Genomic DNA, 12,223 nt, shown 5'->3' with positions numbered 1-12,223 from the left:
GACTCCTTTCTTCATTAACGAGTTGAAAAAAGTTTAATACAGCCTTTTATTTGACTTGGTATTATACATTTGGTCTATTATGTTCTAAAGTTAAATAAAGTGAACTGATATGTAAGAACATTCTAGAGAGGGATGCATGCGTAGGCAAGAACTCAATTACGAAAAAGTTGCCGCTGCCGCAGAAATAATAAAAAAAAGTGGCAAGGAGCCATCTATCACTGATATAAGTGAGGAATTGGATATAGTTGGAATGCATCCTCAGCTATCTGTTTTGCTTGAGCAATGGTATCACAATCAACCCGATTTTAAGCGCTCTTCAACCGCACCTTTAACCGATAATATTTCGGTAAAAACTGATGAAATAGTTAAAAAAAATACCGAACTTGAGAAATCCCTATCCCTTTTGCGTGCAACGTTAGAGTCAACTGCTGATGGGATTATGATGGTAAATGGCCAAGGCGCGGTAGTTGATTGGAACCAGAAATTTGTCGAAATGTGGCGTATACCTTCTTATATGATGGAGTCTGGAAAAGAGAGTATTAGTTTTGACTACATATTAGAGCAATTAACCGATCCTCAATCATTAATTTCAGATGTTCAGTATCTTTATCAAAATCCGGAATGGCAAGGCGAGTTACCGGAATTAATTTTTAAGGATGGTCGAATATACGAACGATTTACCCAACCACAACGTGTAGGTAATCAAATAGTAGGTCGAGTGTATAGTTTTCGGGATGTAACTCAAAAAAGAATGGCACTGGATGAACTACGTATTCGTGAGCGAGCTATCGAAGCAAGTACTCACGGTATAGCAATTATTGATATTACCAACAATGAAAACAAGGTGATATACATTAATAAAGCCTTCGAAAAAACTACTGGATATCCCGAGAGCATGGCTTTAGGGAAAACTTTACCTACCTTGCAGGGTATAAATGTTGATGAGGTAAATAATAAAAGGATACAGCTTGCAATAAGAGAATTACGTGAAGAAACGGTCGAAATGGAAAGCATCAAAAGAAATGGTGAGGTATTTTGGTGTGAAACAAGTGTTGCGCCAGTTAAGGATCTGTTAGGGCATGTTAAGCATTATGTCTGTATTTTAAATGATGTAACTCAACGCCGAGATATGGAAAACCAATTACTAATGCAGGCTACATATGATTCCCTGACTAACTTACCTAATCGAGTTCTGCTTATGGACAGGGTGGAGCAGGGTATTTTACAAGCGAAAAAGAAAAACTCAATATTAGCTTTTTTATTTCTGGATTTAGATCGCTTTAAAATGACTAATGATACACTAGGTCACAATATGGGTGATAAATTATTACAATTTATCGCAAACAGGCTGTTAATTGCCACTGATGATTTTGATACTGTTGCTCGTCTTGGTGGAGATGAGTTTGTTATTTTACTTTCCAATCTTGACGATATGAAGCAGGCGGAAACTATGGCACAAGAGCTATTGCACGCGATAGCAAGGCCCATGCAAATTGACCAACACAATCTAAAAATTACAGCCAGTCTGGGAATTAGTTTTTATCCTCGAGATGGCCTTGATTATGAATCTTTAATGAAAAGTGCTGATTTGTCAATGTATCACGCAAAAGATAATGGAAGAAATACCTTCAGAGTATTTGAGCCTGAAATGAATAGACGAGTCATTAATCATATGCAGTTGGATAATGCCTTAAGAGATGCATTAAAAAATAGAGAATTATTTTTGGTATATCAGCCTCTTATCGATTTAAAGCAATCTAAAATTGTAGGGTTTGAGGCTCTAATGCGTTGGAACAGCAAGATTTTGGGTATGGTCAGTCCTACAGATTTTATACCGATGGCTGAAGAAAATGGCTTAATTCTTGAAATGGGGGAGTGGGTATTACGGGAAGCATGTTTGCAAATGAAAAAATGGCAAAAGCAAGGACTCAAAAATTTAACTGTTGCTGTAAATATTTCTGGGCGCCAATTTCGTCAAACGAATTTGCCCGAGTTAGTGTCGGGAATACTGGAAAGTATTGGACTGCCAGCAAAGTACCTCGAGCTTGAGTTAACAGAGAGTTTGTTAATTGAAGATATTGATCATGTTGTTGACACCATGTATTCATTAAAAGACATGGGTATTAAATTAGTAATTGATGATTTCGGAACAGGTTATTCAAGTCTGTCTTATCTAAAACAATTTCCGGTTGATAAATTAAAAATTGATCGTTCGTTCATTAGTGAAATGGCTTCTAATCAAAATGATGCCTCTATAGCTAAGGCAATCATTAATTTAGGGCACAGTTTAAATATAGAAGTGTTAGCTGAAGGAATAGAAACGGAGTTTCAGAAAGACTTCATTATTTCTCATGGCTGCGATTATGCTCAAGGTTACTATTACAAGGCTCCTGATACCCCTGATAAAATTTTTGAGTATGTAAAGAGTCTCCCGCAGGCAAAAATCAAGAATTCCTGAACTATCAACTATTACATCCTGTAGTTTTTTAAGTTATCATATAACCAATAAATTTTATGTATTCAAACTCGGCATCTCCAGTTTGCAAGAACATCCTGGATGCAGTCCGTGCTTTTGATAGATCTTTTCAGCAGTGAGATAAAAAAAAGGGAGAAAGCTCCGGATAGGTTGGGAGCGCAGGAGAGGTATTGATACTCCTAAAGGTAGAACCAATGTGTTATTTTTTAAGAAATAAGAGGAAGATATAGGACTGGATTAAAAGCACTCTAATTTTGAGGTAGTCACATGATTGTTGAAGTATTATCAAGAATCCAATTTGGATTTAGCATAGGGTTTCATATTTTGTTTCCAACCTTGAATTTAGGATTGGCCGTATTTTTGGTCATAATGGAAGCAATATGGCTTAAATCAGGAAATCCAGTTTATCTAAGTATCTGTAAATTCTGGACTAAAATTTTTGCTCTTACCTTTGGAATGGGCGTTGTTTCCGGGATAGTTCTGGCCTATCAAATAGGCACTAACTTCGGTCCCTTTATTGCCAAATTTGGAAATGTACTGGGAGCCTTATTTGCTTATGAAACATTAACAGCCTTCTTTTTAGAGGCTGGGTTTCTGGGGGTTATGCTTTTTGGATGGAAGCGAGTACCTCCAATATTGCATTTTGCTGCCACATTATTGGTTACAGTTGGAACTACAATTTCTGCGTTTTGGATATTGTCTGCAAATTCCTGGATGCAGACTCCGTCTGGTTATGATTTTATCGCTGGAAAATACATTGTAAGTAGCTGGTGGGATGTCGTTTTTAATCCTTCTTTTATTCCTCGTTATATTCATATGGTTCTGGCATCCTATGCAACAACCTGTTTTGTTGTAGCTGCGGTTTCCAGTTATTATTTGCTCAGGAAACAGCATGTGGAAGTGGCTAAAAAAGGTCTTTCTTTTGTTATGTGGGCGGCTTTGTTAGTTATTCCTTTGCAGATTTTTGTGGGTGATGTTGTAGGACTAAATGTTAGAGAGTACCAACCGCTTAAAACTGCTGCAATGGAAGCGGTATGGGAAACTCAAAAAGGCGCTCCTTTGGTTTTATTTGCTATTCCCTCCCAATCAGAGCAAAAAAATCTCTATGCTATAGAGATTCCGAAGCTTGCCAGCCTGATTAACACTCACTCATGGGATGGCAAGTTGATTGGTTTAAAAACAGTTAGTCCTCAGGAACAGCCAGACGTGATCAGTGTATTTTTCACTTTCCGTATTATGGTAGGTATTGGTTTGCTGATGTTATTTACGGCCATATTTGCTCTGTTTTTGCGAATTAGAAAAAAATTATACGTCTCTTCATGGTTCCATCGCTGGTGTATTCTAATTGTTCCTCTGGGATTTATCGCCAGTATTGCTGGATGGTTAACTGCTGAAATAGGTCGGCAGCCTTGGGTTGTCTATAATTTACTTAAAACAAAGGATTCAGTATCGGCAATCGGTATGGAAGAGGTAATTATCTCAATGATTCTTTTGTTTTTAGCTTATGGGGTTACCTTTAGTTTTTATCTCGTTTATTTATTTAAGACAATTAAAATCGGTCCAAAAGTAATAGAGGATTCAGAGCATCATGCCTTCCAATACATGACTAACAATCCAGGAGATAAATAACTATGTTACCTTTTATCTTTGCTAGTATTCTTGCATTTATCGTTATTATGTATGTTGTTTTAGATGGCTTTGATTTAGGCATCGGCATCTTATTTCCTTTTACAAAAAATGAAAAAGAACGCGATCAAATGATGAATTCAGTAGCACCTGTATGGGATGGCAATGAGACTTGGTTGGTTTTTGGTGGAGCCATGCTTTATGGAGCCTTTCCTCTGGTTTATGGAGTTTTGTTACCTATTCTGTATATGCCGATTATGCTCATGCTGATCGGATTGATTTTTAGAGGTGTGAGCTTTGAGTTCCGCTTTAAAGCGAACCGTTCCAAGGTTTTGTGGAACTGGATTTTTGCAATAAGCTCAATAGGAGTAACTTTTTTCCAAGGAGTGATCTTAGGTTGTTTTGTTCAGGGATTTAAAATAGATGAAGGATCAATGACTATCAACAATCCTGACTGGCTGAGCCCCTTTAGTTTATTAACCGGGATTGCCTTGATTTGTGGTTATGGTTTGCTGGGTGCTACCTGGATGATTATTAAAAGTGAAAAGGCCTTACAAAGAAGAATGGTTCATTTTGCTAAAGGCCTGCTTGTTCTGCTTAGTTTTTTTCTGGTTTTTGTTAGTATTTGGACTCCTTTGCACAGCGAGATTATTTTTGAGCGCTGGTACAGTTTTCCGAATATTCTTTATTTAACCCCCTTACCTGTAATAACCGCATTAATGGTCTATTTGACATGGAGAAGCTTAACTTTGGGTCATGAACTCAAACCGTTTATCTTCAGTATCATTATATTTTTATGCTCCTATGCAGGAATTGCTATAAGTGTTTATCCCTTCCTGATACCTCATCAGGTAACTATATGGGAAGCTGCTGCACCCGACTCAACCTTACGTTTTATTTTGGTGGGTGTTGCTATTATGTTACCCATATTGTTTGCATACACTTTATATGCATATCATGTTTTTCGCGGTAAAAGTCTGGAAGGCTATCATTAATAACCTTACAAACCCGCTTAAACAGTAGTCATATTCCAAAAGTAGGTATAATTCTTGCAGTAATTCTATTGCTGATGCATTAGCTTGTTGGCTAAGGCTCCTTGTTGTCCTTAAATAACAAGTGTATTGCTGATAATAGATTACAAGCATAGCTTGTTATCGCTATTACATTGACGGCTGCATTTAAACTGAGTGAAGCTTTCTTTGTTGTATGGATTAGATTTTGCATATGGGGGTATTAATTTAAGACAAAGCCTAAGTAAAGCTGTTTGTTTACAGGGAAGTAATATGGGTACGGAGGCATAATGAAAAAAATTACCATAATTGGCAGCGGTTTGGCCGGAACCCTTTGCTCTTTATATTTAGCAAGACGTGGTTATTTGGTCGATTTATTTGAGTCTAGAGCAGATATTCGTAAGAGTCCAACTGATTATGGACGTTCGATTAATCTTGCTCTTTCATGTAGAGGGATTACTGGTTTGAAGGCCATGAACCTTATGGATGAAGTAAATAAAATTATGGTGCCCATGCGTGCGCGCGCGATACATGAATCTAATGCAGAGGTTCACTATCAGCCATTTGGTCGTCATGAAAACGAATACATTAATGCTATTTCAAGAACAGAACTTAATGCTTTATTACTTGATAAAGCAGAACAGTCGAGGAATATACAATTGCATTTTGATATGAAATTGCAACACGTAGATATTGATAAGAAAAAATTACAATTTCAAACCAGGGATGGACAGCATGTTGAGTGCCTCTATGAGAGGTTAATAGGCGCTGACGGTGCTTCATCCCATATACGAGATGTTTTAAAAAACAAAGGAATAGTAGTGTTTACTCGTGATTATTTATCGCATGGATATAAAGAGTTATCCATTAGTAAAACACATGCTAAGGGCATGGCAAAAGAGCATCTTCACCTTTGGCCACGCGATTCTTTTTTGTTACTTGGTAATCCGAATCCGGATGATTCAATTACGGGTTCTTTATTTTTAGCAAATCAGGGCAAAGACAGTTTCGCGTCTTTAGACAATGAAGAACAACTGGTTACTTTTTTTCAAAGGGAGTTTCCTGATGCCTATAGAGCAATGCCCAATCTGGTTAGTGAGTTTTTTGAAAATCCAACCGGAAATATGAGCACTATAAAGTGCTCGCCCTGGCATTATCGGGATGAGTGTTTATTAATTGGCGATGCAGCACATGGAGTAATTCCATTTTTCGGTCAAGGAATGAATAGTGCCTTTGAAGATTGCCGAATTTTGGATGAGTTATTGGAGCGACACAAAGATGACTGGTCAATTGTCATGCCTGTTTTTTATGAACAAAGGAAACTAAATACCGATGCGGTAGCAAAAATGTCTATGGATAATTATCATGAAATTCACTCTGACATCAGAAATTCAAATTTTATTCTCCGAAAACAAGTGGAACATGAGTTAATGGTTCGTTATTCCCAACAATATGTTTCAAAGCATGTATTAGTAATGTTTACCAATACCCCTTATGCACAAGCCATGCTGCAAGGAGAGTTGCAAGAGAATCTTTTAGATCATATTTGTTATTCGATAGACCATATAAAGGAGGTAAATTGGCAAGAAGTTGATAAATTAATGAATGATTATGACAAAAAATTGGCAAATATTTTTGAGCAAAAAATAGACCATTAATTTTAAAGGAAATTGTTGGTCAAAATTTTGTCACAATACTTGGATTCAGGGACATTTTTTTGTCGCTTCCTGAGATTTTGGTGCGGAATAAATAAAAAAACAGACTAAAAAGGATTAATTCCCACCTTAAATTGAGAAAATGTTGGCACGGCTACTGCAAGGATTAAATTGTCAATAAAACTTATCCCGGAGTCCGTTATGAAAACTATTCAAACATATATAGATTCTAAACAAAATGAATTTATGAATCATCCGTTCTTTAGCTTACTGGAAAAATTAAATAGCATTGAAGAAATCAGTTACTTTGTTCCTGAATTAACCTTTTGGGCTATGACCTTCCAGGACATTCTTCGCATTAACGAAGAAAGAGTTAAAGATCCCTATTTAAAAAAGGTGGCACGTCATCACAGGTTAGAAGATGCTGGTCATGAAAAATGGTTCTTGAGTGATAAAAAATATATGAGCCAGTTCAGTGCAGATAAATCTTGTGAGCGTGATGATGTGGCTTGGTTATATTGCAAAGATTCTCAGCTTATTCGAGATGCTGCATATGCCATCATGGCAGAAATGTATCAACTGGATGAGGAAATTTTAAATGTAGCCTTACTTTTGACTATCGAGTCTTCAGGACATGTATTCTTTGAAAAAGTGGTTAAGCAAATCCAAAAAACGGGCGAAGATAAAAATCTTCAATACTTCTCAAGCTCTCATTTGGAAGTCGAACTAGCTCATGCTTTATTTGAAGAAGAAATGGAGAAAAATATATTTGAAAGAAGATTGCCCATAAATACGCGTCGTGAAGGTCTAAAAATGGTAGATCGTTGCTATGCAGCATTTAACAAGATGTTAGATGGATTAGTTCTTGCATGTAACAAACGATTGGAACAAGCAAAAGAAAGGAATCAAGATGTCACTCCAAAAGTGGAATACAGAGATAATCAAGCAGCATAAAAGAGAAACTGGACAAACGTTGCTCAAGGATGAGCAAACGCTTGTCTCCTTTAGCCAAGACTTTGGCAAATTAATTCAATCCTCTCCCTCCGCTGTCTGCATACCTGAGAACACCAGCTCCCTCCAATCGTTAATTACATTTGCTCATCAAAATAAATTACCTGTAACCATTCGCGGTAATGGTTTAAGTCAATGTGGGCAATCCTTGCCTATCCCCGGAGGCCTGACTCTGTCTATGCGACACTTTATAAAACCTTTAGATTTACAAGGGGATATAATTTGGATTGAGGCTAATACAAGCTGGGCAGATTTACTTGAATTATCTTTGCAACAACACAAAGCACCTTTTGTCTTACCCTATAACTGCAATCTATCTGTAGGGGGGGTATTATCTGCTGGAGGAGTCGGCTCTTCCTCATTTAAATATGGGGCTATTAATAGTAATATTAGTGCACTGGAAGTAATTGATGGTTTAGGGTTAAAACAGATTGTAAATAAAAACTCACCTTTATTTCATGCATGTTTATCAGGTCAAGGGCAATTTGCTGTAATTACTAAAGTCGCTGTTGAGTTAAGAACTGTAAAGTCATTTGTTAAAACCTTTTGTCTCGTTTATTCATCTCAGGAACAGTGGTTTGAAGATATTGATAAAGTAAAAGATAAAGTAGATTACATGGAGTTGTTTTGTTCTCCATCAATTCAAGGGGCAAAGCTAAAAGGAGAAAAGAGAGTTCCAATGGCCCAATGGCTATATGGGCTTCATCTTTCAGTTGAATATGGAAACAGAGCTCCTGCATTAAATGACGTACTTTCCCATTTAAAACCATGGCAGGTAATTAATACTCAAGAAGAAACAATATCATCATATTTTCTAAGGCATAATTCTCGTTTTGATACAATGAAAATGTTAGGGCAATGGGATTTGTTGCATCCATGGTATGAATGTTTTATTACGACAAAGGTATTAAAAGAAAATCTTGCTGAATTATTACAACAACTGCCTCTTCATTATGCCAGTCTGGTTCATGTAGCCCCTATGGCTAAACGTAAACAAGGATTTTTAATGTTGCCAGAAGAGGATTCAATTTGTTCCTTCATGATTTTAAATCCAGGAGTTCCTGATATTCTCAAAGATAGTTGCTTACAAGCCATTCAAAATTTGGATGCATGTTTTCTTCAGCAAGGAGGTAAACGTTATTTATCAGGATTTTTAGGTCAGGATTTACCTCCAGAATATTGGAGTACTCATTTTGGCGATCAATTTTCTCTGTGGGTCTCGTTAAAAAAACAACATGATCCTGTTGGAATTTTTAGCTCCATGTTGTATCAGCCTCATAAGCTGTACTGAACTGTTAGGGCATTAAACATACCTAATCTCTCAGTTTCGGGTTCATATTACTGAAAACTCCATAACCGTGTACACCCCTGAGGTTGGGTAAGCATTTTTTAATTTAAAACCTGAAGTCTCAATCAGTTCACACCAACTATTAATAGTACGCTGTTTTCCACCCACTAAAACCATCATGATAATATCCATAGTTTTGTTGGTATGGGGTTGTTGATTTTGAGGCATGACTTGTTCGACAATAATTAAGGAGGCAAATTTAGGTAAATGCTGGTAGCAGTTGGCAAGAATATTTTTTACTTTTGTATCATCAAAATCATGTAATATTCCTTTAAAAAGATAAGCATCAGCAGTGGGTAAAGATGAGAAATAATCGTTGGTTACATCTTGATTAATTTCATCAATCAGATTAAATAAGGTAGTTGTTGTGGTTGGGTATTGATGCTTAATAGTTTTTGATAAATTGTTTAGACCCGATCCTATATCGATTAGACTTTCAAACTGCCCAAAGTTAAATACTTTAGTTATGGCTTCATCATCAAAATTAGATAATTGTTCTATACCCTTCTGAAAGCGTGTTTTTTTTTCTGGATTATGATTGAGAAAATTAAAAAAATCAGTGCCATGTTGAAGTTTAAATGCAGAGGTTCCTGTTTTGAGGGCAGCTTCCAGTTGAGAGAACGCTTGCCACCATGATTCATCAACCATACCAAGCACATCCTTCATAGAGTGAGGATGATCGCGCCTTAATGGGGCAGATAATGGAGTTAGTGCATAAGCGTTGCCATGTTTGCTAAAAAGCCCGTAAACGGTCAGGAAGTTGAGTACTCTATCCAAAAGCTCAGGAACTGTTGACGTTAAACGAGCCAGTTCAGGGAGGGATGTTGGTTGGTCAGACATGTGGTCTGCAATACCTAGATTGGCAATTGTCTGAATAGATCGGGAGACTACATATTCTCGAGACATGACTGCTAAATGTACGTGAGCTTGAATCGATTCTTTGTTCATTAATAATCCTTGGCAAATGATTTTTAAGCTATTTCATCTTAGGTTTATACCTTGTAAGATGAAGATACAATATTTTGTGCTACGATGAGTATCCATTTAATTTTTAGCACAGAATAAATGAATTCGCATCTAAATGAATTTTGCAACATGCTATATAAATAAAATGCGCTAATAAGTATAGTGCTCTATTAAATTTAATAAGGGTTATGAGTACATGAAATTTGATATCCATTACTTGTTCTCGCCAAAATATGCAAAATGGATAATCATTAGTTTAATTTCACTTTTCTCAATATTGATTATTTTTGAATTCACCACCCTTTTTTTTCCTCGTGTTAATTCTCCTGTTTTATCAGAATCTGACAATAGTCTTACCAACAACACCAAAACAGACTCATCAGATTTTATTTTGGACTCTTCTCTTTTTGGAGTGTATGTTCCGAATGATTTAAATGAGGATAATGTTAAAAAATCGATGTTGAATGTTAATTTAGTTGGTATTTTGTTAGGAGATAAAACGGACGAGTCACAAGTAATAATTCGTTCAGCAGGTGGAGAGGAAAATACGTACAAAACAGGTGATAAAATCCCGGGTGGAGCAATAATCAAACGTATTATGGCAAATGGAGTTTTGGTAGAACGAAATGGAGCCTTGGAAAGTTTAAGTTTACCCAAAAATGATTTAACCTTTGAACCTGTAGCAGAGCCTTTACGAGAGGAATAAAGAACATGAAGTATAAATTCAAATTAATAATAGTCATCATTCTTATTCCTTTGCTAGTTGCCTGTATTGCCGGAGGGGCATTAAGTTTGCGCCAAGGTATAGAGAGTTTTAGGGGGCAAGACTATAGAAGAGCTTTTATTCGGTTAAAGCCTCAGGCAGAAAAAGGCCAGCCCGATGCTCAATATGCGATTGGTTATATGTATTATTATGGGCAAGGTGTTGTAGAGGATCGTGATAAAGCATGGTTTTGGATTCATATGGCAGCTCGATTGGGCCAACCAGATGCTGTGGAAGCGGTTAAAATTCTTGGAAGTGCTCCTCCAGTTAGATAATCTACATGCTCATATCGTTGGATGACGTGGTTGTTTTGGTAGTTCGCGGAATGGGGCCGATATTTTGTAAGCGTTCAATCAAGCGCTCTTATAATTAAAGAAATAATATAACTGCAATATACAATGAGAAGAATTCCACCATGCCAGAGTCCGAGTTTCTTTTTATACTGATAATTTAAAAAAATTAACAGCACGGTCAAAGAAACCATTACCGGCATTTCTCGCCATAAGAGCGAAGAACCTATTTTAGACGGGTTAATAATTGGTGGTAAAGCCAGGATTAGTAATAAGCTATAAATATTTGTACCCAGAATAGTTCCTGTTGCAAGATCTTCTTCTCCTTTAAGAACCGCTATGACCGCAGTGGCTAAACCAGGCAGGGTAGCTCCAATGGCTATAATGGTTAAACCTATTGTCAATGGAGTCATTCCCGCCAAATTTGCAAGTTCTGTTGCGCTTTGTATTAGATATTTGGTGCTAAGCGGAAGCACAAACAAGCCTAGAAACATGCTAAGGATGTGCATTTTTAATGATCGGTTACAATTAATTGCCGATTTAAATTCATTGATAAATTGGTTTTTGGGGTTATTGCGATTCGATAAATAAATAAATAAGATAATCAGGGCAATGCAAGCAAATAAAAACAGGTACCCATCTATGATACCTAAAACACCATCCAGGGTGAGACTATATGCAAAGAGCATGGTGATAATAATTATAGGGTAGGTTTTTTTTAGGGCATTGTAATTAATGGTTAGGGGTTTAATAAGTATCGATATTCCTAAGATTAAACTAATATTTGCTATATTAGAGCCTATAGCATTTCCTATAATCAGATGATTTTTGTTCTCCAGGTAAGACAGAGTAAAGATTATTAACTCAGGAACTGATGTACCGAAAGCAACAATAGTTAATCCTATAATAAATGGCGAGAGTTGGAAGCGAGTTGCTAAACCCAAAGCGCCAGTTATTAAATGATTAGCTGCCCATACCAGGGAAATAAAGCTAATAACTAATATCAAGAAAGCACTCATTAAGGGACTCAGTACAGAAGACTTAGCTCTAGATAATAATACGAGAATGATTTACAGGA

The 12,223-nt window shown here is 36.6% G+C and carries 10 protein-coding genes; 8 read left to right on the top strand and 2 right to left on the bottom strand.

Annotation, left to right across the window (positions count from 1 at the left end; translation table 11 throughout):
- Window positions 1–136 precede the first annotated feature (136 nt).
- From HRS36_RS11510 to HRS36_RS11485, 6 genes are all read left to right on the top strand, one after another.
- A complete protein-coding gene (locus HRS36_RS11510) occupies window positions 137–2,458 on the top strand; it encodes an EAL domain-containing protein (protein WP_173237432.1) in 2,322 nt (773 codons plus the stop codon).
- A 285-nt stretch (window positions 2,459–2,743) separates the two neighbouring features.
- Window positions 2,744–4,105: a cytochrome ubiquinol oxidase subunit I gene (locus HRS36_RS11505; RefSeq protein WP_173237431.1), complete on the top strand. Its 1,362-nt coding sequence runs from the start codon at window positions 2,744–2,746 to the stop codon at window positions 4,103–4,105.
- 2 nt (window positions 4,106–4,107) lie between these two features.
- Window positions 4,108–5,097 (top strand): cytochrome d ubiquinol oxidase subunit II, encoded by a 990-nt coding sequence (cydB, locus tag HRS36_RS11500; RefSeq protein WP_173237430.1) that lies wholly within the window; start codon window positions 4,108–4,110, stop codon window positions 5,095–5,097.
- 305 nt (window positions 5,098–5,402) lie between these two features.
- Window positions 5,403–6,770, top strand: a complete 1,368-nt coding sequence (locus tag HRS36_RS11495) for an FAD-dependent oxidoreductase (protein WP_173237429.1) — start codon at window positions 5,403–5,405, stop codon at window positions 6,768–6,770.
- Window positions 6,771–6,968: 198 nt separating this feature from the next.
- Window positions 6,969–7,721 (top strand): hypothetical protein, encoded by a 753-nt coding sequence (locus tag HRS36_RS11490; RefSeq protein ID WP_173237428.1) that lies wholly within the window; start codon window positions 6,969–6,971, stop codon window positions 7,719–7,721.
- Window positions 7,678–9,069 (top strand): FAD-binding protein, encoded by a 1,392-nt coding sequence (locus tag HRS36_RS11485; protein WP_173237427.1) that lies wholly within the window; start codon window positions 7,678–7,680, stop codon window positions 9,067–9,069. Before HRS36_RS11490 ends, HRS36_RS11485 begins: the two co-directional genes overlap by 44 nt.
- Window positions 9,070–9,111: 42 nt before the next feature.
- On the opposite strand, the gene HRS36_RS11480 is transcribed toward HRS36_RS11485, so the two are convergent.
- Complete coding sequence (locus HRS36_RS11480; RefSeq protein WP_173237426.1) at window positions 9,112–10,074, bottom strand: methyltransferase; 963 nt, start codon at window positions 10,072–10,074, stop codon at window positions 9,112–9,114.
- Between the two features lie 214 nt (window positions 10,075–10,288).
- Between HRS36_RS11480 and HRS36_RS11475 the strand changes: the two genes are divergently transcribed.
- Together HRS36_RS11475 and HRS36_RS11470 are read left to right on the top strand one after the other, a co-directional pair.
- Window positions 10,289–10,798, top strand: a complete 510-nt coding sequence (locus tag HRS36_RS11475; protein WP_173237425.1) for a type II secretion system protein N — start codon at window positions 10,289–10,291, stop codon at window positions 10,796–10,798.
- 5 nt (window positions 10,799–10,803) lie between these two features.
- On the top strand, window positions 10,804–11,130 hold the full coding sequence (locus tag HRS36_RS11470) for an SEL1-like repeat protein (protein ID WP_173237424.1): 327 nt from the start codon (window positions 10,804–10,806) through the stop codon (window positions 11,128–11,130).
- Between the two features lie 74 nt (window positions 11,131–11,204).
- On the opposite strand, the gene HRS36_RS11465 is transcribed toward HRS36_RS11470, so the two are convergent.
- Window positions 11,205–12,164 carry a calcium/sodium antiporter gene (locus HRS36_RS11465; protein WP_173237423.1) on the bottom strand — a complete coding sequence of 320 codons (960 nt, stop codon included), beginning with the start codon at window positions 12,162–12,164 and terminating at the stop codon, window positions 11,205–11,207.
- Window positions 12,165–12,223 lie beyond the last annotated feature (59 nt).

Source organism: Legionella antarctica (assembly GCF_011764505.1).
In the GTDB taxonomy this organism is placed as follows: domain Bacteria; phylum Pseudomonadota; class Gammaproteobacteria; order Legionellales; family Legionellaceae; genus Legionella; species Legionella antarctica.
The sequence above is the reverse complement of the archived record's forward strand: the minus strand, read 5'-3'. Positions and strand labels throughout refer to the sequence as shown.

Coding starts and splice junctions, on each gene's coding strand:
- HRS36_RS11510 (WP_173237432.1), top strand. CDS start 137: ATGCGTAGGCAAGAACTCAATTACGAAAAAGTTGCCGCTGCCGCAGAA.
- HRS36_RS11505 (WP_173237431.1), top strand. CDS start 2,744: ATGATTGTTGAAGTATTATCAAGAATCCAATTTGGATTTAGCATAGGG.
- cydB (WP_173237430.1), top strand. CDS start 4,108: ATGTTACCTTTTATCTTTGCTAGTATTCTTGCATTTATCGTTATTATG.
- HRS36_RS11495 (WP_173237429.1), top strand. CDS start 5,403: ATGAAAAAAATTACCATAATTGGCAGCGGTTTGGCCGGAACCCTTTGC.
- HRS36_RS11490 (WP_173237428.1), top strand. CDS start 6,969: ATGAAAACTATTCAAACATATATAGATTCTAAACAAAATGAATTTATG.
- HRS36_RS11485 (WP_173237427.1), top strand. CDS start 7,678: ATGTCACTCCAAAAGTGGAATACAGAGATAATCAAGCAGCATAAAAGA.
- HRS36_RS11480 (WP_173237426.1), bottom strand. CDS start 10,074: ATGAACAAAGAATCGATTCAAGCTCACGTACATTTAGCAGTCATGTCT.
- HRS36_RS11475 (WP_173237425.1), top strand. CDS start 10,289: ATGAAATTTGATATCCATTACTTGTTCTCGCCAAAATATGCAAAATGG.
- HRS36_RS11470 (WP_173237424.1), top strand. CDS start 10,804: ATGAAGTATAAATTCAAATTAATAATAGTCATCATTCTTATTCCTTTG.
- HRS36_RS11465 (WP_173237423.1), bottom strand. CDS start 12,164: ATGAGTGCTTTCTTGATATTAGTTATTAGCTTTATTTCCCTGGTATGG.